This is a genomic window from Anaerolactibacter massiliensis, assembly GCF_900290205.1.
Lineage (GTDB): Bacteria > Bacillota_I > Bacilli_A > Erysipelotrichales > Erysipelotrichaceae > Bulleidia > Bulleidia intestinalis.
Map to the genome: position 1 here is coordinate 2,027,919 of NZ_OLMH01000002.1, position 24,423 is coordinate 2,052,341.

The following is a 24,423-nucleotide window of genomic DNA, read 5'->3' on the forward strand; positions in this document are numbered from 1 at the left end:
AATTTATGCAGGTTGTAACCAGCTACGGAATTCATATCAGAGATCATTATGACGCCCTTAAGAGAACGGCAGAGATTTTTTCTGATGCAGTGACTTATCTGACTGGTGTGGCTTTCAGAAACTGGGAAAATCTGTCTCTGACAGATAGTTCTTATACTCGTCTGAGAATGATGGAGTGCCTGATCCATTCTGGAAACGGGAATGTTTCATCCGATTCTTTTGACAAGAAATTCCATAAATTTCCTTCTTATTACAGAAGATCCGCAATTATGCAGGCGATCGGCATTGTTTCTGCATATCAGGCGGCGCTCAAGACATGGGAAGAAAGCGGCCGTAAAGGCGCTGAGCCGAAAATGGATTCCGGCGTTCATCATATGCCTGCGCTGTATCGGGGCAATACGTACAAGCCTGTCACTGATCCGGACACCGGAGAAGTCCTGCCATACGTGGCAAAGATTAAAGTGTTCCGGAACAGCGACTGGGTATGGGAAACCGTACGGCTTTCGAAAACAGATGCGGACTACCTCGAGAAAAGAGGCAGAAACGGTGAGATCTCAGCTCCGGTTCTGGAGAAGAAACACGGATGCTGGAAGCTGAGATTTGCAGTCACTGAAACAGTAAAACTGTCCGATAAGCCTGTCCGTGAGCAGAAGATCTGTGCAGTTGATCTTGGCGTCAATACAGATGCAGTATGCAGTGTCATGAATTCCATGGGTACTGTCCTGGCACGCAGATTCATTACGTGCGGAAGAGAAAAAGACTCAGTGAAGAATGCCCTGCATCGAGTATCTGTATGCCAGTCTGTACAGGGATCTCATGACTCCGGAAGACTCTGGAATCTTGCAAAGCGGAGAAATACAAATCTTGCTCACCAGACAGCTCGGCAGATCGTGAACTTTGCAGTGGAAAACGAATGCGATGTCATTGTGATGGAGCATCTGGATCCCAAAGGCAGAAAGCATGGCAGTAAGAAACAGAAACTTGCCATGTGGAAACATGCGGATATCCAGAACACGGCAGAAACACTTGCCCATCATTATGGCATTCGCATTTCCCATGTCAATGCATGGGGAACGAGCCGTCTGGCCTACGATGGCAGCGGGCGTGTGAAAAGAGGAAGAGAAGTATCCGAAGACACGCCGTATGACGTCTGCCGTTTCAAAAACGGAAAGATCTGCAACTGCGACCTTTCCGCCAGTTACAACATCGGTGCCCGTTATTTGATCCGCGGCCTGTTTATGGAATCACCCGATCTTATGGCAGAAGTCCCTGAGGTCGGGAGTGGAACCACAAGGACTCTTTCTGACCTATGGAAAATCAGCAGAGTGCTTTATCCTCTGTCTCCGGCGGCTTGATTGAGTCTGCATAAGTCTGCAGGCATTTAGTTCAGATGGGTCTGGAAGCGTATGTTTCCTCGCTGTGCTGATGCCGTATATGCCTTGCAGACGGAAGTCTGAGGGAACACAAGCCCCTGGAAGCCCTGCCTATAGCGTTAGCTTAGGCGGGGAGGTTCACAAAAGATAGAGAAAATCATTGGCAAGAAACTGGAACTCGATCCAGAAAAGATTGCTGAAGAGGGAATATCTGCAGCTCAGCAGAGAACTGATCCGGATCACGAAATCAGAATTTGATACCAGGCCAATCTATGTAAGAACGAATGATCACAATGATGCGCACTTCACCATACGCTTCACATCCCTCGTACTGATCCCACTGCTTTAGATGAGACTGAAAAAAGTATCCGATCGAACAGATATTGAAAGTCCTCAGGAAATATGCTTCATTTCAGCGAAAAGGATTATCAACCCTTTTCCGCAATAGTTATCAGAGAATGCTGCAATGTCTTCAAAATTGAGCTGAATCATTAATGCCGGACTCAGCAGGAATGCGCAGGCTGCTGAACTATCCGTCCCGCCACTTCGGAAGATCAGCCATTACACTACACAGGCAAAACGGAGAAAGCTGCTTGCTTATGCGGCTTTCTCCGTTTTTGCTTCAAAACTTGAGTTGTTAAGATTTTTTGAAAATGTCCCATCTTGTTATAAAACTTTGATGTATCACAATCATTTAGTTTTTTCTTCCGACATCTCATTGAGAACTTTCTGAAGTTCTTTCTCGTTATTAACTGAATAGATTCTGTCGCGCTTCCGCTCCCCAACCTTCATGCATGTGTAATGCTTTCCATATCTTTCAATGTAGATCTCTTCAGTGATCGCATCTTCATAAACTGTAATACTCTGCTTCTGATTGAAGGGGACTACCTCTCCATCGCTTGTTACTGCTGTATACAGACTGTTTCCCATTGAGAATACGTTGTTCCTGATCTGCCTCGGATACTCAGCTCTGAAGATTTTCGAAGAGTTGAAGTCAGCGGGTATTGGGCGGAACAGATCGTTCGGATCCTTCACCGGATATGAGAATTTCATATTCAGATAGAGCCGATATTTCCTGTTGAACCAGTCATTCAGAAAGTCATAGTTATGAGGAATTTTCCATCGAATCAAATCATTCGGGAGCCTCATCTGCGCGGTGCCGTTGTAGCGTTCCACACGCCCCTTTGCCTGGGAAGAATTCGCAAAGATCATCGTTACTCCCAGCTTATCCATCATTCTGGCAAACTGTGTCGGTGTACCTGCCTTAACGCTGCGAAACACTGAGAATTTATCCGAATACAGCGCTTCCGGAATACCGTAATTCTCCAGAACAAGCTTCATCATACGGGCATATCCGCGTGCACATTCTTCAGGCATGAAGTATCCTGCAAGCACTCTGGTACTGGCATCATCCACAGCAAGATGCAGTACATAGTCTCTTCCGTCATTGAACCAGTCGTAAGGAGTTCCATCAATCTGGACCAGTTCTCCCATATGTGCTCTTGGAGGCCTCGTTGAATGTGTGACGCGGGAGCCATCCATTCTGATCGGTTTATCTGCAGGGGACTTCCATCCTTCTCTGACAAACAGTTCACGGAACCAGGATTTGCTGCGTTCCTTCAGTCCATACTTCACCACGTCAGCTTCCATATCCTTGTTTCTGATGACGTCTTCCAGATAGATATCCCTGAATTGTGCTATGGTGATTGACGGATACGTCTTCTTAAGTTCCTCAAGGTACCCGATCTCTTGGTCAGAGGCAGTGGTTGCCGGCTTTCTTCCGGTATTGCCGTGAGTAAGGATAGCAGACGTATCCTTTTCCTTTCTTTCGGCAGACAATCGTTCAATCTGCTTCCTGCTGTAACCGCATTGATCAGCTATCCATTGACATGTAATCTTAGGGTTTGAATCCCTCTGCTGCAGTAATTCCAGAGCCTTGACTTTGTCTTTGATCTTCTTCATCCGGATCACCTCCAGATGAATGCATTAGTTCGGAAGAGACATGAAATCAATGGGACATTTTCATTTGATCACGTGTGGGACATTTTCATTTAACTATGACACTTCAAAACTTGAGTTCCAGAAAATGTGATATCTGAAATATAGCACGTTGTTTCGATCGCATGCGATGAGTATACAAGCACGATGCAATGCAAGATTCCCTGCACTCTTGATCATAATACCAGCGAGTCTTAGATCCATTTTTTAATAACTAGATCAGAAAATATGATTTATCATTTCTGAATCTGAATCGGATAATTCTCCTTATCGAAAGAAATGGTCTTTCCGGGATGATTGATAATACCGGTAAGCTGAGTAGTATCGGTATCGTCAGCGTCATATAGTTTTACTGCTTCGCTCTGAATCTCTGTAAATGATCCGGAATCCGCAAGCGAGTGCAGATCACCATCGCCATAGTAGAACCATATTTCTGAAATTTCAGGAACTTCTTGATAAGAAGAAGTTGACCAGGCTACTTTCGGATAGCCTTTAATGATCGTGCCGGTTTTCCATGTGGAAGTAAGGTAGATTGTTTTTAATCCATCTTCTCCTATAACGCTGAACGGAGCGAAGTAAGTGGTATTGTCCAGCAGGGAATAGCAGAGAAGATTGTCATATACGGGTGAGATACAGTAATAACCTGGAATATCTGCTTTGACTACTTTATCTCCATCCACATATCCAGCTTCCATCTTCGAGAAAGAGGTATAAGAGCCTTTCGGATGAGTATTGCCGCTGCACCCGGCCAGAGTGAGAATCGATAAGCAGGTGAGCATTTTCAGACCATTGCTGAAGAATTTCATTCCAGTATCCTTCCTTTCTGTTCTACGAAGCTTGTTTTCAGTATGGAACATTCATGCATGATTGATACTCTGATGAGATGAATTCCTCACTTCAGAATAATGAATTCATTCTGATGAAGAACTTCAACTTCCTGTTTCTCTTCATCGGAAACATCAGCAGATCCCATCACGGTGGAATAGTAGCTTGTCATTGCGAATCAGCTGCCAGCCATTGCTTTCCGCAGCGACTTCTCCTCCTTTACCTGGAGCCTCTGAGGTATTGCAAAGCACATAGTTCTGAAAATCCACCCCATCAATCGAAGCAAAGTTCCAGTTGTACCAGTACAAACCATATCTGCTGTCAGATTTCTGGAGCGGGTTGGCAATTTCCTGATTGAAATTCAGCGCAAGGTAGATCCGATCTCCTTCCTCTGCCTTTTCCCCGGTTATCTGCAATTCAAGATCCGGGAGCGGTGACAGAACTCCGACTGATACAGAATCATCAGACTCTGTATCTCGGAAGGCAAACCAGGAATACCCATCTTCCGACGAAAGGTATTCTGCCTGGATCTGATCAGGAAACCTGGTAACTTCTGTTTCCGGTTCAGTATGCTGAATATAAGTCGGTAAGATCGCACTTTCATCGACAGCAGTATAGATGGTTCCAGTATCGGCATCGGTATAAGAAGTCGGTTTAGGAACAGGTGTTTCTGAAGGTTCAGAAGGAACTGCAGTGCTTTCTGGTGCAGCGTTCAGAGATGGAGATGGGCTGCTGGAAACCACTGCTGTTGAAGAACATGCAGTAAGCAATAAAGAACTGAAAACCAGTATGATACTGAAATGATTTCTCATGGCAATGCCTTCCTTCATCACCAACCTAGCAGAAAATCTGATTGGGAACAATGACTGAGTGAACATTTTTCCTTAAGCTTTTCTTAAGTTCCAAAGAAGTTCATCCTTGACCTATCTTCTGAGCACATGATCTTTCCTGGCAGACAGCTAATGATAATTATTGAGTTTCAGTTTCCCAGATAGCCTTCTGCTCTCTGCATGGAATCTTTTCTTGCCTGCCGGTATCCATCTGTTTCTGAAGCAGGGATGACTTCCGAAGCATAGTTCTCCGAAAGTACCAGAACTGTCTCGTACTGGCGATCTGTTCCAAGCGTCATATCCTCACTCAGTTCTATCGTGCTGAAGGCAGATGCAGGATAGCACCCAAGTTCGTTTGCACGGATAGAATAAAGATTCCCGGAAAGCTTGGAAAGATTCAGCAGATACTCCTGGCCAATCATCATCGGAAGATATCCGCAATAAGTGGATTCCATCTCTCCGAGCAGTGAATAGGGTTCAATGACCTGAATCTGCTTTCCCGCTTCCAGCTTTCCTGAAAACGCCTGATTGATCTGCACAGTAGTGATGATGGAACCTCCCGAACACATTCTGGATACAGGAGTTCCTATTATGATCTCTCCTTCCAGAAACGAACTTGCATATTCCTCGATATGATCTCCGTAAGAAAACACAGTTCCGAGCGGACTTACCGTTACCGGATAAACCTGTTCCAGTTGTTCTGAAGGCGTGATCGGATAGCTTCCCCGAAGAAAGAAGCCAGTTCCTGCAGAAAGCAGAGAGAATGCAATCAGTCCGCCAGCTATTTTCTGAAATCCCATGGCATGATCTCTCCTTCCTCAATCGTGATGATGGAATCACTGATCTCCTTCAGTTCATCCAGATCATGATCTACCAGCAGAATCACTTTTTCCTTTGCCCGTTCTTCCCGGATCACATCAAACAGAATCTCTCTTGACTGCAGATCCAGGCTATTCGTAACCTCATCCAGGAGAATCACATCCGGGTCTTCCATGAATGCCTGAATAAGCATCAGCTTCTGCTTCATTCCAAGCGAATAATCTCCGGCTTTCTTGTTTTTCGCTGAACCGAGACCGAATCGATCAAACCAGGAGCGGATCTGTGTATCAGAAACCACCTTCCGGAAAGACGCCAGAAATCGGATATTCGCTAATCCGCTGAGATCATTAATCAGTTCCGGCTTTTCAATCGATACACCGAATCGGAAATCAGAAATCGTATCAGAAGAAACGATCTTTCCGTTATACTTCACGGTTCCTTCTGTAGGCTCCATCAGTCCGCACATGCATTTCAGAAGGACAGACTTTCCGGATCCGTTTCTTCCCTTCAATCCCATTACAGTTCCTCCATTGATGGAGAGATTCACATTCCGGAGAATTTCCTGATTGCCGAATCGCTTGCCGACCTCAGTCAGCTTCAGTTCTCTTTTCGTCATAGTCCCACTTCCTGTTCATCAGAAACAGCAGATACCCGAAGATACCCACTCCCCATCGGATTCTTAATCCGAGAGGCGTATTCAGCACTGGCGTTCCAGCAAGGAATACCCAGTCGTTAATCACTTTCAGCACAATATGAAAAAGAAAGGCCAGAAACGCAGCAGTACTGCAATTCACCCAGCGTAACAGCAGATATCTGATCGCTCCTGCAAACAGGATCACGCACAGGCTGTCTGTCAGAAAGTCAGAAATCATCATTCCATTGAAGCTGGCAATCACAATCGGCAGAACCAGATAGAGCACGCCGAATTCTGCCAGAATCATTAGTTCCGTCAGAAACTGATCATTCTTTCTTCCAGACCGATCTCTTCTGACCTGCACAGACTGCAGATGCAGAATATGATTCGCCTCCATGCATGCAATGAAATACAGTGGAACCATTACCAGCGGAATCACATACTCCCCGCAGGCAGTCAGAAACACATCCCTGCTGTTCCAGCTATAAACGGCATACAGATATACAGAAATCACACAGAGAAGAGAAACTCCGAGGAGAATCTGAACTCTCCGGATTCTCTGAAGAAGCCGGAAACACTCTATTGCCATGGCTTCTCCTTTTCTGCAGCAGACCGGATCATAAACCGGAAGAGCACCAGATAGACCAGTGGACCAATGAAGTTGAAGAAAGACTGAACTGGTTTTGGAACAGTAGCCAGCCAGCTTTTCTGAAGCAGTGATACTGAAGTGAAGTCAAATAACGATCCGAGTCCTCCGGGAACTGCCAGCAGCACAATAGAAAGAACAATCATGACCGCAAACGGACCGATCGCAACTGCCGCCCTGTTTCTGGTAAAGCAGCTGATCAGAAAGCCAGCCATTCCGAAAGCGGCCGCATAACCAGAGATCATGATCACAAAATAGTCAAGGTACAATACCGGGCGGGCAAAATACAGGCTTGGATACATCACTCCGCTGTTCAGATTCAGAGAAACTCCGAACCGGATTTCCGGGCACGCCATTTCTGCAATAATCACATCAAAGAGAAAACAGCAGAGATAGAAAAACAGCACCAGAAGAAACGAACGAGCAGCAGACTCAGCCGCCTTCTGCAGCACGAACTTCTTCCGATCCGTTCTCGTGAAGATTGCTTTTCTGAGCGGATAATATGCATTGAACTGCTTTCCGCAGGCAAATGCCGAAATCAGAGGAATCATCCAGCAGAGGAGGTTCTCAACCAGAGAACTATTCAGCGCATTGAGCACATAAAAATCCAGAACGGAAAGATCCTGAATATTCCGCTGAGACAGAAATCGATAGCACTCTATCCCAAACGCAAATGCCATGATCACCAGCCATTTACTCGAATCAGCTTTTCTATTCTTCATCTGATTATCTGAAGGGGCCCTTTCATAGCAGCCCCTGCCTTTCTAGCAAGTCAATGTGCCGTTAATGGTATATCCACCCAGGTTATAATTTGCGCTCTTGAAATACACTTTGTGGACCGTTCTCTCAGTCCTGCCATCGGTGAAGGTTACAGTTGCTCTTCCTCCTCCCTCTGTTGCCATTCCCCAAGTAGTCAGCTGTGTTTCAGAGCTATCAACCGCCCAGAAATTTACCTTGTCAATTTTATTCCCAGTTTTCATCAGAGTGACAAAGAGATACTGACCATGGCAATATGCATCGAGATAATATTCTGCAAGCTGCTGACGTGCAGGAATATAGAAATTTACCAGATTCACATTTGTATCTCTAGCAAGAACCGGTACACTGAAGATAGAAAGCAAAAGCAATATTGCGGTGAGAACTTTTCTTATTTTCTTCATAATCGTCCCTTTCCTAATCCCAAATCAAACGTCAAAGAAATTGAGAGAATCATTACCGTCCCGGAAATATCCCGGGATTTATTGAATGCCAGGGCTTCTCATCATAACCTCCTTTCGAAATTTGCATTTCTCCAATGACACATCAGTCAATAGCGTATTATTTGGCTTGAAAGCTAAAAGTCCTTTCTGCCTTTCCTAAGAAATTGTCTAATAAGCGTAAATATCATCCCGCTATGAACAAGCTTTCGGTTAGCCTGGTGGTTTTTTCGCAGTTGCCACTTCTAATTTATTCTTTCCACGTATTCTGAGATAAAACTTCAGTATTTTGACTACATTGAAAGTTTCTATCTTGAAGTAGAAGAAGATTTTGGATCGATGAACTTTTGTGAATACTGGAATGTCATCTGCATGGTATCTTCTTTCCATCACAAACATGATTTCGTCGACAGCATTGCATTTGCGGCTGAACGTACGATCGGAAATAGGATAATCAGGAAGATCAACACTATGAAGCGCATACTGAGCACGAACATCAAAGCACACCATTTCTACGGTTTCATCATCCGTAAAGCCAAACAATTCCTTGATGATCAGAGCACCGATAATGTAATTAGCAGGCACAGCAGGACGAGAAGCGCCATTTCCACTATAAAGGACTTTAAAGGCATTACTGTCAATGGCAGGGAACACATACACGGCAAAGTCATGACCCCAGGACTTCTCCAGAATTCTCAAAGATCTTTCCGACAGCTTTCCGAAACTGCTGTCCATTAAATCTGTGTGTTCAGGTTACTCCAATGTGCCCTATCTACCTATCAAGCGTAGCTATTATCATAACTGCATGGTGTTCCGTTAACAGAGATTAATACTTTTTACGTCCAAGCCAAATTTTCATTATCAAAGGACTAATCTTCAATTTGGTCATGGTATCGTTTTAGTTCAACCTTTGAGATCAAATAACGAGATAAGACATTCCCGCAATTCGAACATTTATTAGTTTTATATGTCAATTTGTAATAAACATTATCTTGATGCCCATAATACCCATGCGTGCAGGTCTCCCATTCCCAGGCGTATTCTACAGTAGTGACCGAATTCGCCGTCATTTTTCCGCACGAAGGACAGGGAGCAGATCTGGCAAAACTGGTAATTGTTGAAGTGGAGACTGCAACAAAGAGAGCAAGTGCTGTAATTATTTTTTTCATCTGAATAGTTTCCTTTCATTTAATGGTGAGGATCATCTGTGACTCAGTATATACAATTGCACTTATCGGTTTACCCATCTTGTTTATTTGGCATGATTTTTGTCTATTTGGTAACTATGTCATAGTTAAATGAAAATGTCCCACACGTGATCAAATGAAAATGTCCCATTGATTTCATGTCTCTTCCGAACTAATGCATTCATCTGGAGGTGATCCAGATGAAGAAGATCAAAGACAAAGTCAAGGCTCTGGAATTACTGCAGCAGAGGGATTCAAACCCTAAGATTACATGCCAGTGGATAGCTGATCAATGCGGTTACAGCAGGAAGCAGATTGAACGATTGTCTGCCGAGAGAAAGGAAAAGGATACGTCCGCTATCCTAACTCACGGCAATACCGGAAGAAAGCCGGCAACCACTGCCTCCGACCAAGAGATCAGGTACCTTGAGGAACTTAAGAAGACGTATCCGTCAATCACCATAGCACAATTCAGAGATATCTATCTGGAAGACGTCATCAGAAACAAAGATATGGAAGCTGACGTGGTGAAGTATGGGCTGAAGGAACGCAGCAGATCCTGGTTCCGCGAACTGTTTGTCAGAGAAGGATGGAAGTCCCCTGCAGATAAACCGATCAGAATGGATGGCTCCCGCGTCACGCATTCAACGAGGCCTCCAAGAGCACATATGGGAGAACTGATCCAGATTGATGGAACTCCGTACGACTGGTTCAACGACGGAAGAGACTATGTACTGCATCTGGCTGTGGATGATGCCAGTACCAGAGTGCTTGCAGGATACTTCATGCCTGAAGAATGTGCACGCGGATATGCCCGTATGATGAAGCTTGTTCTGGAGAATTACGGTATTCCGGAAGCGCTGTATTCGGATAAATTCTCAGTGTTTCGCAGCGTTAAGGCAGGTACACCGACACAGTTTGCCAGAATGATGGATAAGCTGGGAGTAACGATGATCTTTGCGAATTCTTCCCAGGCAAAGGAGCGTGTGGAACGCTATAACGGCACCGCGCAGATGAGGCTTCCGAATGATTTGATTCGATGGAAGATTCCTCATAACTACGACTTTCTGAATGACTGGTTCAACAGGAAATATCGGCTCTATCTGAATATGAAATTCTCATATCCGGTGAAGGATCCGAACGATCTGTTCCGCCCAGTACCTGCTGACTTCAACTATTCGAAAATCTTCAGAGCTGAGTATCCGAGGCAGATCAGGAACAACGTATTCTCAATGGGAAACAGTCTGTATACAGCAGTTACAAGCGATGGAGAGGTAGTCCGCTTCAATCAGAAGCAGAGTATTACAGTTTATGAAGATGCGATCACAGAAGAGATCTACATTGAAAGATACGGAAAGCATTACACATGCATGAAGGTTGGGGAGCGGAAGCGCGACAGAATCTATTCAGTAAATAACGAGAAAGAACTTCAGAAAGTTCTCAATGAGATGGCGGAGGAGAAAAACAAATGATTGTGATATATAAAAGCTTTATAACAAGATGGGACATTTTAAAAAAATCTTAACACTATTTGGTAACTATATCTCAATAAGAATCAATTCATCATGCTTGCATGCAATATTATTAAGAATTTCATGCAGGGAAAGCTTTTGACAATTCAAAATGAAAGTCTCCAAAAAGTCACTCTGAGAAACAAGTGAAACGGAAGGATATGTTTCAGCATTGACCCTTGCAGAACTTGTTTATGTTATGAGAAAAGAACAGAATCAAAAAGGTGTTCACGACATTCTGAGTTTTTACGATGCTTCTGACTGGATCAGTTCCTGCAATGATCCATTTACCCAGTCATTCCTTTTCTGCTACCATTAAACCGATGAGAAATGAAGCAACGAAGAATCAGTTAATTGAAGGACTCAAGGAATGCATGCGCCATAAGCAGCTGGAAGACATCACAGTCAGGGAAATCTCTGACGCTGCCGGGGTTTCCAGGCAGACCTTCTACCGCAGCTTCCTGGACAAGTATGATCTTGCCAATCAGTACTTCGATCAGCTGCTTGCATTGTCCTTTGATCAGATGGGCAGCGGAAAGACCCTGCATGAAGGTCTCGTGAAGAAGTTCCGGTACATCCGCCAGGAACAGATCTTTTTCACCAATGCCTTCCGCACTGATACCCAGAACAACCTGAAGAATCATGACTTCGAGCGCATCACGGCATTCTACTGCAATCTGATCCGCGAAAAGACCGGACATGATCCGGATTCAGAAATCCGGGAACTGCTGGAAATGTACTGTCAGGCAAGTGTATACAAGACAAGTCAGTGGGTCCTGTCAGGTATGAAGACTTCTCCGGAAGAGCTGGCTGATCTGATGATCGATGCCATGCCGCCGAAACTGTACCGCCTGTTTACGAAACTCCATGTATTCGAATAAATTTGTGAAAGTGTTACACAAGTCATGAAGTGTAACGCTTTTCTTTTCTCTTTCCCTGCTACACTGATCATGTAACGTGAATTCGTTCACGAGAAGGAGAAAATAATGGCAAATCGTATTTCACTGAATGGCACTTCTTACCATGGCTTCGGCGCGATCAAAGAGATTGTGACTGAAGTCAAAAGCAGAGGCTTCAAAAAAGCATTCGTCGCTTCTGACCCGGATCTCGTCAAGTTCCATGTGACTGACAAAGTAACGAAACTCCTCGACGAAGCAGGTCTTCCGTATGAAGTCTATTCCGATATCAAACCGAACCCGACCATCGAGAATGTCCAGCATGGGGTTCAGGCATTCAAGGATTCCGGTGCAGATTACATTCTCGCAATCGGCGGCGGTTCTTCCATGGATACTTCCAAGGCTATCGGCATCATCATCGCAAACCCGGAGTTCGCAGATGTCCGTTCTCTGGAAGGCGTTGCTCCGACGAAGAACCCGAGCGTTCCGATCATCGCCGTTCCGACCACTGCCGGCACTGCTGCCGAAGTCACGATCAACTACGTCATCACCGATGTCGAGAAGCAGCGCAAGTTTGTCTGCGTCGATACGCATGATATGCCGATCATCGCAGTCGTCGATCCGGATATGATGTCCTCGATGCCGAAGGGACTGACCGCTTCCACCGGCATGGATGCACTGACTCATGCCATCGAAGGCTACACTACGAAGGCTGCCTGGGAGATGACTGACATGTTCCACCTTGAGGCAATCCGTCTGATCTCCGAGAATCTCAGAGCTGCAGTTGCCAATGATCCGAAGGGACGCGAAGGCATGGCCCTCGGCCAGTATATTGCCGGCATGGGATTCTCCAATGTAGGTCTCGGCATTGACCACTCCATGGCACATACGCTCAGTGCTCACTACGACACGCCGCATGGAGTTGCCTGCGCAATGTTCCTGCCGATCACGATGGAATTCAACCGCGACTATACGGGTGAAAAGTATCGTGAAATTGCCCGTGCCATGGGCGTCAAAGGCGTCGATGAGATGAGCCAGGAAGAATACAGAGACGCTGCGATCAATGCAGTCAAGCAGCTCTCCAAGGATGTAGGCATTCCGGAAAAGAACGAGAAGATCCGCGAAGAAGATCTGGATCAGCTCGCCAAAGATGCTCTCAATGATGCATGCTATCCGGGCAACCCTCGTGAAGCAACCAAGGAACAGGTCATCGAAATGTTCCGCAAGCTGATGTAACTGAACAGAAGATCAGACTCGTGACATCTCCGGATGCCGCGAGTCTTTTCTTACTCTGTCACCCGATCGATTTCCTGAATCGATCCTTCAAACCTGGAATCATTATTGAAGTTGCCTTGCAGCACCATGCCATTGCTTGCCACGCCGAAATACGCACCAGCCCGCTCTGCATCAATCACAAACTCCAGCACAGAGCCATTCAGTTCCACCCTGCACCCATCCGGCGCATCTGCCGGATCTTTTTCTTCCACTTTCACGACCGGCAGAATGATTCCGGTATCCAGCACGAAATAAAACCTGGTTCCGATGGATCCGAACGAATAGCCAAGAGCCACGCCGAGAAATCCATCCGCGTCATAAAGAAGACCGGTCTTCCGATCTATCTTCATATACTCCCGGATATAGCGGTACTGATCAGAAGTCTCATCCGTGATCGTCCGGTAGTCCATATAGGTCTTCAGAGGGCTATCCGAACATGGTGCAATCTCCTCATAGCTGAGCCTGCGCACATAGTGACTGTACTGATCCGGATCCGTCGGTGATCTCTGCACGAATATTGCCGTCAGAATCACTGCCAGAACTGCAATCATCCAGAATACCGGAGTAGGCTTTCTGATCCTTCTTCTTCTCATGTCACTCATCATAGCAGATATCAAAACTGCAGGGTTTGTTTCCCTGCAGTCTGCATGCATGATTACTCTTTCTGATTCAGCCTCAGGCGATAGGCAGATATGATCTCTCTCATCTCGGCCAGAGAATTCATGCCGGAAAGCTTTGCCTTGCACTCGGCAGAATACGGCATGCCCGCCACATACCAGGCAGCCATGCCCCGCATCATGCTGATAGCGGTATGCTCTCCTTCATACGCGCACAGCTTCTCTGCATAATCCAGGCACAGATCCAGTCTTGCTTCATACGAAGGTTCTTTGTATGGTTCTCCTCTTAATCCCCGATTCAGTTCTTCGATGAGATATGGCTTTCCGAGCAGTCCTCTTCCAATCATCACCGCATCGCATCTCGTTTCTTCCAGCATGCGCTTTGCATCGCTGACGGAACGGATATCGCCATTGCCGATCACCGGAATCGATACTGCCTCTTTCACCATGCGGATATACGAGAGATCAGCATTGCCGGAATAATACTGGCTCTTGGTGCGGCCATGCACGGCAATCGCCGAAACTCCTGCCTGCTCCAGTCTCATTGCCAGATCTGGGCAATTGATATGATTCTGATCCCAGCCAGCCCGCATCTTCACCGTCACCGGCTTCTTCGTATTGGAAACCACTGCTTTTGCAACTTCCACTGCAAGATCCGGATTTGCCATGAGCCAGCTGCCCGCATGTGCTTTCAGCACTTTCGTCACCGGGCATCCCATATTGATATCAATCACATCGCAGTCTGTGTGCTCATCCAGATACCTGGCAGCTTCTGCCATCGTCTCCGGATCTCCTCCGAATAACTGCAGACTCACCGGATGTTCTCCAGGCACCGTGCGGCACATATCAAACGTCCGCTGATTGCGGAAATGCAGAGCTTTATCGCTGATCATCTCACTGACCACCAGCCCGGCTCCATACGAATGGCAAAGCTGCCGGTAGACTGGGTTCGAAATTCCAGCAAGCGGCGCCGCAACGACCTGGCTCTCAATCTCTACGCTGCCGATTTTCCACACTGCTTCTTCTCCAGGAGCTGCTTCAGTTCTTCTTCACTGTAACGATACTGCTTCTCGCAATACGAACAGGTGATCTCTGCCCCATGATCTTCTTCCATCATGTCCTTCAGATCCTTCTCATGCAGCGTCAGCAGAAGCTCCCCATAATACTCTTTGGAACACCCGCAATGCCACTGCACCGGCTTATGTTCAAGAATCGCCGCATCCGGAAACAGAAGCCGGATCAGATCTTCGACTTCGATTCCTTCATCCATATATTCCGTCATCGGCTTCATGGTCTTTGTTACCTGTTCCACCGCTTCAATCGTCTCTTCCGACGCATCCGGAAGCAGCTGGATGATCATTCCGCCAGCCGTCTTCACCTTCGTATCCGTACCGACCAGAACTCCGACGGCAACCACCGACGGCGTCTGCTCGCTGCGCACCAGATAATATGCAAAATCATCTCCGATCTCGCCCGTCTGCAATGCCACAACGCCGGTAAACGGCTCCTTCAGCCCCATATCTCTGGAAACGGATAAGGTTCCATCGATTCCGACGGCCTTGCCGACATCAAGATGCCCATCCGCTCTGCTCAGGTATACTTCCGGATTCCCGATCATGCCGCGCACATTGCCAGCCCCATCAGCCTGCACGCTGATCTTTCCTGCCGGTCCTTTGCCGTCAATCGTCACGACCACATGTTCCTCAGGGTCTTTGAGATCACTTGCCATCAATGCCGTTACCGTCATCGTCCTGCCCAGTGCTGCCGCACTCGTCGGCCAGCAGTGATGCACTTCGGCTGCCTCTTTTACCATTGCAGTCGTTCTTGCCGCATGTATTCTCACCTGGCCATTCAAAGCCTCAGCAATCACAATTTCATCTTTCATCATTTCACACTCCTGATACACCGCTGATTCATCTTGCGCATTCTCCGCGCATCAATCTTGATCACCCTGCGGTCTGCTGTGAACAAGCCATTGCACTCCTCTTCGACATCAGCCACCTGCGTGAAGACACACCCCGACAGTCCCTTCGGAATATTCCTCAGAACATTCTTCTCATAAAGACGAAATACCGCCTCATTGAGCTTCAGCTTGTTCCGGTACTTCCGATAGAGTCCATGCAGAGAATCCACTTCACTGTGCCCGTATTCCAGATACATCAGACCTCCGAACTCACTCAGAAGCGCAATTCTCCCATCCTCTTTCGGCTCATGGAACCGATAGAAATAGCAATGCCTGCTATTGAAGTCTCCGACTCCCTGATCATGCCAGCCGCTGGCGCTGTCGATCAGCCTCGTCGAATCATAGTCGCGGATATATTCCGATGCCGCGCAGCTGTCAAACTGGCCCCAGCCCTCATTGAACGGAACCCACGCAAAGATGCAGGGGTAATTGTACAGCGTATCAAGCATCTGATCCAGTTCCAGATAATACGCCTTCCGGCTCGCTTCGTCTGCGCGGCCGAACTTCGCATACTGATTGTCATGGATCCTGCGGATTCCAAGCGTCGGCAGAATTCCCGTCAGCCAGAACGAATACGGGCTGCCTCCGCTGGGCATGTCCTGCATGACCAGAAGTCCGAGCTGATCGCACAGCGAATACCACCTGCGGCACTCCACCTTGATATGCTTGCGCACCATATTGAAGCCCATCTCTTTCAGCTTGGTGAGCTCATAGCGCATCATGTCTTCCGAAGGATATGTCATCCATCCATCCGGGGTATATCCCTGATCCAGAACTCCGCTTATAAACGCAGGCTTTCCATTCAGCAGAAACCGGATCTTTCCATGCGAATCTCTGCCGCTGCTGAATTTCCGCATTGCGAAGTAGCTCTTGATCGTCTCATCTTCCGTCTGGATAAAAAGCTGATACAGAAACGGATCCTCTGGCGACCAGGGATGGACGCTTTCCAGCGGAATCGTATAATCCTTGCCTGAGGTGATACCCCGATGCACGAGCTCCCCATCCGCAAACACCGTGATCACAGCCTGCGTGAAGGTTCCCGCCATGCGGAGATATACCCTTGAATGATCAAAATCCGGCGTGATCTTCAGATCTTCTACTGCATGTGCAGGAAGATCCTCGAGCCATACCGTCTGATAGATGCCGCTCATCGGCCGATACCAGATCCCGCCATGAACAAGTTTCTGCTTGCCATATGCATAGATTCCCTGATCACTGTCATCAGTCACCCGGACCAGGATTTCGTTCTTCTCTTTGATCATGCCGCTGATATCAAATGAAAACGGCGCATAGCCGCCTTCATGAGCACCAGCCTCTACTCCATTCACCCATACCCGGCAGCACTGATCCACCGCTTCAAAGTTCAGAATTGTCCGATCCGTCGTCGGCTGGTAGGCAAACGAATGCCGATACCACAATACCTGCCCGGGCTGAAGAATCTCCTTCGTCCCGGATAATTCCGTTCCTAACGCAAACGGAACCAGGATCTTCTTCCAGTTTTTCTCTGAAAACGGATCCTTCTCTGAAGTGATCTGATACTCCCACCAGCCATTCAGGCACGTGAAAGACCCCCTCTGCAGCATTAGTCTGGGATACTCTGCCAAAGGCATATCGGTATTCAGATGTTCTCCCCAGGGCGTTTTCATCGATAATCGCTCCGATCTCTTTCCCGGATATACAGACGGATCCCCGTCACCCCCGCCGAGCCGATATGCAAAATCAGCCCGCACGTAAGAATCATCACTCTTGCCGGGCCATTCGATGCGACCATCAGCCCGTATACAATTGCCAGTACCAGGGATACGCAGATCATCAGGTACTCTGCCACCCGCAGATGAAGCCCCCGGATTCTAAGAAAATCCAGGCACCACGGCAACATGCACCCGGCCACCATCATCACCCAGAACGAAAGCGTCCAGAGCTGATAGCCTTCGCTGCGCATCATCGCGATCAGAACAGCCCCCATCAGAATCCCTCCGGCAAGCCCGGCAAGGATACTGGAAATCATGCTGAAATCAACTGGCCGATCGTCATTCATCACTCTTTCTCCGCTTCATAAACCGCCGGATGATTCTCCAGGTCCCCATCATAATAAACCTTCACCGAATCCCCTGGGTTCAGTTCATCCGCACACGTATACGCATCTGCCTTCGTGAAAATCACTTCCATATCCTGGATTGTGATTCTCAAGGTCCTCGGCAGATCCTCTTCCACTACGCCATCGATGATTTCAAGCTGGTCCGGGACTTCCATCGAAGCAGTACTCACCGCAGAAGGAACTGCAGAAGGAGAAGCAGACACAGAACTCTCTTCGCTTGTTTCCGCAGAGCACCCCGCCAGAAGCCATGTTAATGCTGCAGCAATTGCCAGTATTCTCTTCTTCATAACTTCGTCTGCTTCTATTGTATCTCATTTATCAGAAATCCGGCCGCAAGATACAAGGTCAGAGCTTGCTGTTCTCAAAACCCGGAACACCCATCATGGAAAACCATTCTGGCAAACCGCGGATCTTTCCCGATCCGATCCGTCACCGTCGCAGGCGAAGGAAAATAAACCGTTCCTGCAGAAGTCCCCTTCACCGGATGAAACACCTGATCCCATGCTTCCGCACGAATATCCTCTCTGACCAGACTGCGATCTGCATGCAGATCCGGCCCCTCCTTTTCCCAGAGATCCGTGCATTCATGAAGCCAGCATCCGCCTCTGGTCAGAGAACCAGTTACGGTATAGCTGCCCCCTTCTTTTTTCTGCAGCATCAGTGCCTTCATGATTCCCGCAAACAGAATCATGCCCGGTATATAATCCAGCGGCACTCCATTCAGGTTCACCGGCTTTTCAATCGACCCATTTCGAATACTAAGGCCCGTGATATCTTCCGCACAAGGCGCCCAGCCAGGCCGCTCTCTCCAGACCGTATCTGAAAAGCACACCAGAGAGCCATACACCACGCCAGGATTCAAAGCGTGAATCTCCTGGATAGACAATCCGAACTGATCCAGAGACCCGCTCTGATAAGAAGAAATCACCACATCAGCTTCCTGAATCAGCTGCTTTGCCTTAGCAAGCTGAGAAGGAATATGAAAGTCCAGCTGAATGCTGTTCTTGCCAGCCCAGCCATCCAGCTCAAGCATCGCCTGTTCCTGATGCAGATAATCCTTGCGGCGAATCATCAGGACATCCGCCCCTCCCTCTGCAAGCAATCTGGTGCATGCCGGTCCGGCAATGATATGCGTCAGATCCAGCACTTTGATTCCGGAGAGCGGTCCCCGCTCAGGACGATAAGTGCCAAACGACTTCCGCGGCGCTTCCCCTTCTTTCTCAAGACGGAACAGCGGCATGGAAGTCACTGCCTTTCCGACTTCCGTATTCTCCCACTCCCTGCGCGTCCTGAGCATGCACCCGCAGGCACCATTCCGGAACGCCGCTTCCTCCAGATCCTCGGCATTCCACTTGCGGATCGCATCCGCAGTAAGCTTCCTGTCTTTGCCAAGACTCCGGAACACAAACTCTTCCGGCTTTTTGGGAATCCCAAGTGTTTCCATCATGATCTTCTTCTGGGACTCATAATACACATGCGCCGAAAAATACCGATGATCCTTGGTCTCATACTTGTAAAACGAGCCATTCAATGCGTTATCCACCCGGATCGCAGATTCATACCGGGAACGGATAAATTCCCGATTGCCTTCATACGCACACATATAAAGCCGGATTACCTGAAGTCCTGCAAACGCCACATCACAATAGACGGTGTCAGAATGCTGATCCGGATCCCGCATTTTTCTGAAGTCTTTGGTCATTGCCGCATCCAGCGCAAGAATTGCTGCAGCAGGTCCTGTCTGCAGAACCTTTTCGTCCTGAAACAGACGCCTGACTGCTTTCAGCCGCAGTGAAAGCAGCACCGGCTTCAGCACTCCGGGAAATGGATTATGCGTCCATACCGCCCGTTCAATCTCTTTTCTGCGCTTTTCATCTACGACAAACCGGACCTCCGTCCGCGGCTCAATCCCTGTTCTTTTCTTCAGATCTTCATAGCAAAGCTGCGCCTGCTTGCCTTTCGTTTCCAGAACCGAACTCATGTTTCCCCCTCAATTCCATTTCCGCAGAATTACTCCGCGATGACTTCCCCATTCTCCCGGACAGTAATCTTCATGCCCGTCTTCACATAATCCAGGAATTCACTTCCGAGACTGTCTACAATCGGCATTTTCGCATCGGTCCAGATATCCGACAGCAATGCTCCGGCCGCCCCGATGGAATCAATCGGATTTGCAAACAGTATGCATGCAGGATTCACGCCCCGGGAACAGGCAGTGAACAGAATCATTCCGCCCGTCGTGGAACCGATCGTCTGCGGAATGCATAATGCCGAACCAGCCAGATGCTTCTGATACAGATCCCGGTTGTTCTGATCCGAGCACGTTCCTTTCTTATCCCCGGTTAACATGCTGGTCTGATAGCTTGCCAGCGTATTGAATCCTTCATGACTCACCAGTGCAGCTGCTTCCGCAGTACCCGGAACTACCACTCTTCCATGGAACGTCTTCATGCCAGCTTCCCTCCTGTCACAGCCTTCAGAATCTCTTCATCCTGTCCGAACCGGCAGGTCGTATATGTGCGCAGCTTATTCGAATTCGTGATTACCGGCTTGTTATGACACAGCGGGTTATCCATATACATCAGCGGGCAGATATAGCTCACAACAATGCCCATAGACTCTGCCATGCCCCATTCCGGCAGCGCATGGAACTCTTTCAGCACACCTGGTGCTGTCGTGAAGACCGTCGGAATGGCAACCTTCTTCCGGTTGTTCTTCTTCAGCCCATCAGCGATGTCATGCGTCCACTGCTTCAGCTCCGTCAGGGTCAGATGCGGGCAGCCGATGAAGCAGAGCTTCGGTTTCGCATCCGGATTCTTCCAGACAAGCGGATAATTCTTCTCGACACGCTCCAGTTCCGCATCATCAATCACATACACCTTGGCATCCGGCTTCAGCAGGGCTTCTCCCTGTTTTTTTGCTTCTGGCGTGAGATTGGCAATGTGATACAGCCCGACAGCACCATTGGACGCACACGCTGCTCCGAAATTCTTCAGATAGGAACATACTTCCGGAGTCAGCTCCTTGCCAAGCCACTGATCCAGGCCTGTCACATAGGGCACATCTTCCATGACCTTCATGCCGATGGCACTGCCAAGCAGCTGGGCATTCGGCTTCTTCGAAGTCTTCACTTCAATCCGCCACGTCGCCTTTCTGCCTTCATCTGTCAGTAATCCGAATTCCGGCACCCAGCCGAGAATCGATCCGAACAGTTCCAGGATGCCGCTGTTGCGATTGCACCGTGCCCCGAGCACGGAATTGGCATACACGACCGCAGAACTCTCCGCCCAGCTCAGCACATCGCCTTCTTTCGGCTTATTGCCGACTTCGTCAAAATAACATGCACACGAGAACGAATCTTCACTCAGAAGACCTAGCTTCTCCAGCTGTGCTTCATACTTCTTCTGCTCGCTGTACATGAACTTATGAAACACCAGATCCTCAATCAGGTTCGAAGGCACATTCGGATCCAATGGTCTCGGATCCATCGTGAACTTCTGCTTTGAGACAATGCCGGCATCAATCAGTTCATCCATGAGCCCGTAAACCGGCTTGATGACTCCGAGTCCGAAACTTGTGACCAGGTGTCCGTACTTGCCGGTGACCGGAACCATGCGCTCTGCTTTGAAAAGCTCTCCGTATCTGACCAGAGTCTCCATGACCTTGGCCATGGTTTCTCCATTCTTTCCATCCAGTACTGCCTGCTGTTCTTCTGTCAGTTTCATAGCATCCTCCCTAGATCTCCATTGCTGTCTCGTATGCCTTCCAGATCACAGAACGCAGATTGCCGACATGATCGCAATCTCCGACCAGATGCACCTGCTTGCTTTCCTTTGCAAGCGGAGAAGGAATATAGCCCGCACTGCTGATCACGGAATCGCACGCAATCTCCTTCAGAGAACCATCTTTCTGCTTCACGAGAATTGATCCGTCTTTCACTTCCGCAAGCGTCGTCTCCAGATATACCGGAACCTTCTTCCAGGCAAAATACTCGCGGAGATAAGAACTGTTGGCCAGACAAACTCCCTTCTGTGCAATCAGATCATCCTTCATCTCAACAATGACCGGATGCTTTCCCTTCAGATACAGATCATACGCAATCTCGCAGCCGGACAGACCGCCGCCGATGATCGCCACCGTATCGCCGACTTCTTTTCCATTCAGATAGTCGCATGCTTCAATCATCTTCTCATAGCCAGGAACCGACTTCAGAACCCTCGGCTTCGCTCCGGTTGCGATGATGACCGGATCCTCTCCGAACTCCTTGATCGAATGAATCTCCGTATTCAGACGCACATCGATGTGCAGTTCTTCCATCTGCCGCCGGTACCATGCAAGCAGGTCTCTGAGCTTCCCTTTATAGCTCTCTGCGGATGCAGCGACAAACGTTCCGCCAAGATGATCACTCTTCTCATAGATCACCGGCTCATGCCCGCGAAGCTTCAGCACTCTCGCTGCTTCCATGCCGCCGATGCCGCCGCCGACAATCGCAACTTTCTTCGGATGAGAAGTTCTCGTGATATGATGCTTGTCTTTCTGCATGGTCTCCGCATTCACTGCGCATCTTGCCAGATGCAGCGAATCGCTTAGATCCTGATCATTCGGAACTCCTTTGTAATGGCACATGTTGAAGCAGCCATTATGGCACAGGATGCATGGACGGATCTCTGCTTCCTTTCCTGCCTTCATCTTCATGATCCATTCCGGATCTGCCAGGAACTGTCTTGCAAACCCGGCTCCGTCAATCTTTCCTTCCTTGATCGCTTCCGCAGCCGTACGCGGATTCAGCCTTCCTGCACATACCACCGGAATATCCACGAACTTCCGGATATGCTCCGTATCTTCGAGGTTGCAGTTCTCCGGCATATAGATCGGCGGATGTGCCCAGTACCATGCATCATATGTGCCATTGTCGCAATTCAGCATGTCATACCCGGCATCCTGCAGGAACTTCGCAGCCCGTTCGCTTTCTTCCATGTCACGGCCTGCCTCGGTATACGTCTCGCCTGGCAAGGCGCCCTGGCGGAATCCCTTGGTCTTTGAAATCACGCTGTAGCGCAGGCTGACCGGGAAATCATTTCCGCAGGCAGCCTTGATCGCCTTGACGATCTCAGCCGCAAACCGATACCGGTTCTCAAAGCTGCCCCCGTATTCATCTTCCCGATGATTGACATACTTCAGCGTGAACTGATCGAGCAGATAGCCCTCATGGACCGCATGGACCTCCACGCCATCCACTCCTGCCTGCTTCAGCAGCAGTGCGCACTTGGCAAACGCCGAGATATATTCTTCAATCTCTTTCTTTGTCAGCGCTCTGGAAGGAACTTTATCGCTCCAGCGATTCGGCGAAGGCGAAGCAGTCGCACAGATCTTATCAAAATCCATAACCGGCTTGCTGAGCGTGCGGAGAACCGGATTCACGTACAGCTTCTCCATTGCCTCGCTGATCGTGAACGATCTTCCGAATCCTGCTGTCAGCTGAACAAACAGCTTCGCACCAGTCTTATGAAATTCCGGCATCCACTTTGCAAGATCCTCATACATCTTCTTGTTGGAATACAGCCACTGTCCGAACATCGGATTGTAGACTGGCTGGCAGCCAGGAAGCACCAGCCCGGCACCATTTCTCGCCACTTCAAGAATAAAATCCGCTCCGGCTTTGTCGAAATGATTGACTTCCATCCATCCGAAAAGATCAGTTCCTCCCATCGATGTCATCACAATCCGATTGCGGATCTCACAATTTCCGATCTTCCAAGGCGTAAACAAGCTGTTCAGTTCTTCGTCCATATATTCCCCTTCCTTCTGAACATTAATAGACATATGTTCATCATTCAGGTATTATTCTACCTTGCATGCAGAAATATTTTCCGTACTAATTCTGCAGAAATATCTGTTACTATTCGCTCAGGCATTTTTTGTCTATCAGAAAAGAGGTTATCCCATGGATCGAAGACAGAGAAAAACTGAAGAAGCCATCTCCCGGGCCCTGAACCAGCTTCTTGAAGAAGGCAGAGACATCAATACCATCTCCGTCCGTGAACTGACCGCAGCCGCCGACATCACCAGAAGCACGTTCTATCTTCACTACCATGATATTCCCGATCTGATAAACAGCTATCTCTCTGAATATCTCAATAATATAGCAAGCATCATCCAGAAAGATTACAGCCAGGAACCAGGAAAAGACCGCAACCTGTATCTCCAGCTCCTGAAATTCATGGAAGACAACCGCCAGCGTACTTCCCTCGTCTTCAGCACAAGAAACTATTCTTCTTATTCCCGCTTCATCGAAGAAGGCATCGTCCCGTACCTTGAAGCCAAATATCATGCCTATCTGCCTCAGGCCGACCAGAAAAAGCTGCATACGATCTCGGTCTACACCTCCCGCGGCACCGTAGGCATCATCCTGGAATGGATTGCCGGCGGCTATCAGGAAAGCGGCAGACAGGTTGCAGAAGAGATCATTGAAGCGATTGAATTCTATACAAGATACTTCCAGGATAATTTCTGAACCGGCGGGATTCCGCCCATTCCTTGATGCTGCTCTTGACC

24 protein-coding genes are annotated in these 24,423 nt (G+C 48.2%); 5 read left to right on the forward strand and 19 right to left on the reverse strand.

Features of this window, described 5'->3' with window-relative positions:
* Nucleotides 1-5 precede the first annotated feature (5 nt).
* A complete protein-coding gene (locus C7E00_RS13170; protein ID WP_105304695.1) occupies nucleotides 6-1,355 on the forward strand; it encodes an IS200/IS605 family accessory protein TnpB-related protein in 1,350 nt (449 codons plus the stop codon).
* A 708-nt stretch (nucleotides 1,356-2,063) separates the two neighbouring features.
* Here C7E00_RS13170 and C7E00_RS13180 read toward each other — a convergent pair.
* The 9 genes from C7E00_RS13180 to C7E00_RS16550 all read right to left on the reverse strand — a co-directional run bounded on the left by C7E00_RS13180 (nucleotide 2,064) and on the right by C7E00_RS16550 (nucleotide 9,020).
* Complete coding sequence (locus C7E00_RS13180; RefSeq protein ID WP_105304697.1) at nucleotides 2,064-3,335, reverse strand: DDE-type integrase/transposase/recombinase; 1,272 nt, start codon at nucleotides 3,333-3,335, stop codon at nucleotides 2,064-2,066.
* A 272-nt stretch (nucleotides 3,336-3,607) separates the two neighbouring features.
* The gene (locus C7E00_RS13185) at nucleotides 3,608-4,177 is read right to left on the reverse strand and encodes a hypothetical protein (protein ID WP_105304698.1); all 570 of its coding nucleotides are present in this window, start codon (nucleotides 4,175-4,177) and stop codon (nucleotides 3,608-3,610) included.
* 153 nt (nucleotides 4,178-4,330) lie between these two features.
* Entirely contained in the window at nucleotides 4,331-5,008 is a 678-nt protein-coding gene (locus C7E00_RS13190) for a hypothetical protein (RefSeq protein ID WP_105304699.1), read from the reverse strand.
* Between the two features lie 167 nt (nucleotides 5,009-5,175).
* The gene (locus C7E00_RS13195; protein WP_105304700.1) at nucleotides 5,176-5,826 is read right to left on the reverse strand and encodes a hypothetical protein; all 651 of its coding nucleotides are present in this window, start codon (nucleotides 5,824-5,826) and stop codon (nucleotides 5,176-5,178) included.
* Entirely contained in the window at nucleotides 5,808-6,461 is a 654-nt protein-coding gene (locus C7E00_RS13200; RefSeq protein WP_105304701.1) for an ABC transporter ATP-binding protein, read from the reverse strand. The genes C7E00_RS13195 and C7E00_RS13200 overlap by 19 nt, the downstream gene beginning before the upstream one ends.
* Entirely contained in the window at nucleotides 6,433-7,068 is a 636-nt protein-coding gene (locus C7E00_RS13205) for a hypothetical protein (RefSeq protein ID WP_105304702.1), read from the reverse strand. The genes C7E00_RS13200 and C7E00_RS13205 overlap by 29 nt, the downstream gene beginning before the upstream one ends.
* Nucleotides 7,059-7,847: a hypothetical protein gene (locus C7E00_RS13210; protein WP_105304703.1), complete on the reverse strand. Its 789-nt coding sequence runs from the start codon at nucleotides 7,845-7,847 to the stop codon at nucleotides 7,059-7,061. The genes C7E00_RS13205 and C7E00_RS13210 overlap by 10 nt, the downstream gene beginning before the upstream one ends.
* Nucleotides 7,848-7,889: 42 nt before the next feature.
* On the reverse strand, nucleotides 7,890-8,285 hold the full coding sequence (locus C7E00_RS13215) for a hypothetical protein (protein WP_105304704.1): 396 nt from the start codon (nucleotides 8,283-8,285) through the stop codon (nucleotides 7,890-7,892).
* 249 nt (nucleotides 8,286-8,534) lie between these two features.
* Nucleotides 8,535-9,020 carry a transposase gene (locus C7E00_RS16550; protein ID WP_235897293.1) on the reverse strand — a complete coding sequence of 162 codons (486 nt, stop codon included), beginning with the start codon at nucleotides 9,018-9,020 and terminating at the stop codon, nucleotides 8,535-8,537.
* A gap of 688 nt (nucleotides 9,021-9,708) precedes the next feature.
* Here C7E00_RS16550 and C7E00_RS13225 point away from each other — a divergent pair.
* The 3 genes from C7E00_RS13225 (at nucleotide 9,709) to fucO (ending at nucleotide 13,151) form a co-directional block, all read left to right on the forward strand.
* Nucleotides 9,709-10,980, forward strand: coding sequence for a DDE-type integrase/transposase/recombinase (locus C7E00_RS13225; RefSeq protein WP_105302487.1), 1,272 nt, complete (start codon nucleotides 9,709-9,711; stop codon nucleotides 10,978-10,980).
* A 362-nt stretch (nucleotides 10,981-11,342) separates the two neighbouring features.
* On the forward strand, nucleotides 11,343-11,900 hold the full coding sequence (locus C7E00_RS13230) for a TetR/AcrR family transcriptional regulator C-terminal domain-containing protein (protein WP_105304968.1): 558 nt from the start codon (nucleotides 11,343-11,345) through the stop codon (nucleotides 11,898-11,900).
* 105 nt (nucleotides 11,901-12,005) lie between these two features.
* Nucleotides 12,006-13,151 carry a lactaldehyde reductase gene (gene fucO / locus C7E00_RS13235; RefSeq protein WP_105304705.1) on the forward strand — a complete coding sequence of 382 codons (1,146 nt, stop codon included), beginning with the start codon at nucleotides 12,006-12,008 and terminating at the stop codon, nucleotides 13,149-13,151.
* Between the two features lie 50 nt (nucleotides 13,152-13,201).
* Here fucO and C7E00_RS13240 read toward each other — a convergent pair whose 3' ends face one another.
* The 10 genes from C7E00_RS13240 to C7E00_RS13285 all read right to left on the reverse strand — a co-directional run bounded on the left by C7E00_RS13240 (nucleotide 13,202) and on the right by C7E00_RS13285 (nucleotide 23,658).
* Nucleotides 13,202-13,783, reverse strand: coding sequence for a hypothetical protein (locus C7E00_RS13240; RefSeq protein WP_135358232.1), 582 nt, complete (start codon nucleotides 13,781-13,783; stop codon nucleotides 13,202-13,204).
* Nucleotides 13,784-13,845: 62 nt separating this feature from the next.
* Nucleotides 13,846-14,823 carry a tRNA dihydrouridine synthase DusB gene (gene dusB / locus C7E00_RS13245; RefSeq protein WP_105304707.1) on the reverse strand — a complete coding sequence of 326 codons (978 nt, stop codon included), beginning with the start codon at nucleotides 14,821-14,823 and terminating at the stop codon, nucleotides 13,846-13,848.
* Nucleotides 14,802-15,695, reverse strand: a complete 894-nt coding sequence (gene hslO / locus C7E00_RS13250) for an Hsp33 family molecular chaperone HslO (RefSeq protein WP_239928571.1) — start codon at nucleotides 15,693-15,695, stop codon at nucleotides 14,802-14,804. The genes dusB and hslO overlap by 22 nt, the downstream gene beginning before the upstream one ends.
* Nucleotides 15,692-17,416: a glycoside hydrolase family 2 protein gene (locus C7E00_RS13255; RefSeq protein WP_105304708.1), complete on the reverse strand. Its 1,725-nt coding sequence runs from the start codon at nucleotides 17,414-17,416 to the stop codon at nucleotides 15,692-15,694. The genes hslO and C7E00_RS13255 overlap by 4 nt, the downstream gene beginning before the upstream one ends.
* On the reverse strand, nucleotides 17,413-17,808 hold the full coding sequence (locus tag C7E00_RS13260; protein WP_105304709.1) for a hypothetical protein: 396 nt from the start codon (nucleotides 17,806-17,808) through the stop codon (nucleotides 17,413-17,415). Before C7E00_RS13260 ends, C7E00_RS13255 begins: the two co-directional genes overlap by 4 nt.
* Nucleotides 17,808-18,155 (reverse strand): hypothetical protein, encoded by a 348-nt coding sequence (locus tag C7E00_RS13265; protein ID WP_105304710.1) that lies wholly within the window; start codon nucleotides 18,153-18,155, stop codon nucleotides 17,808-17,810. The genes C7E00_RS13260 and C7E00_RS13265 overlap by 1 nt, the downstream gene beginning before the upstream one ends.
* A gap of 74 nt (nucleotides 18,156-18,229) precedes the next feature.
* The gene (locus C7E00_RS13270) at nucleotides 18,230-19,849 is read right to left on the reverse strand and encodes a CoA transferase (RefSeq protein WP_105304711.1); all 1,620 of its coding nucleotides are present in this window, start codon (nucleotides 19,847-19,849) and stop codon (nucleotides 18,230-18,232) included.
* A 29-nt stretch (nucleotides 19,850-19,878) separates the two neighbouring features.
* Entirely contained in the window at nucleotides 19,879-20,319 is a 441-nt protein-coding gene (locus C7E00_RS13275; RefSeq protein ID WP_105304712.1) for an aconitase X swivel domain-containing protein, read from the reverse strand.
* Complete coding sequence (locus tag C7E00_RS13280) at nucleotides 20,316-21,593, reverse strand: aconitase X (protein ID WP_105304713.1); 1,278 nt, start codon at nucleotides 21,591-21,593, stop codon at nucleotides 20,316-20,318. The genes C7E00_RS13275 and C7E00_RS13280 overlap by 4 nt, the downstream gene beginning before the upstream one ends.
* A 10-nt stretch (nucleotides 21,594-21,603) precedes the next feature.
* Complete coding sequence (locus C7E00_RS13285; RefSeq protein WP_105304714.1) at nucleotides 21,604-23,658, reverse strand: oxidoreductase; 2,055 nt, start codon at nucleotides 23,656-23,658, stop codon at nucleotides 21,604-21,606.
* A 154-nt stretch (nucleotides 23,659-23,812) separates the two neighbouring features.
* Between C7E00_RS13285 and C7E00_RS13290 the strand changes: the two genes are divergently transcribed.
* Entirely contained in the window at nucleotides 23,813-24,382 is a 570-nt protein-coding gene (locus C7E00_RS13290) for a TetR/AcrR family transcriptional regulator (RefSeq protein WP_105304715.1), read from the forward strand.
* Nucleotides 24,383-24,423: the final 41 nt, after the last annotated feature.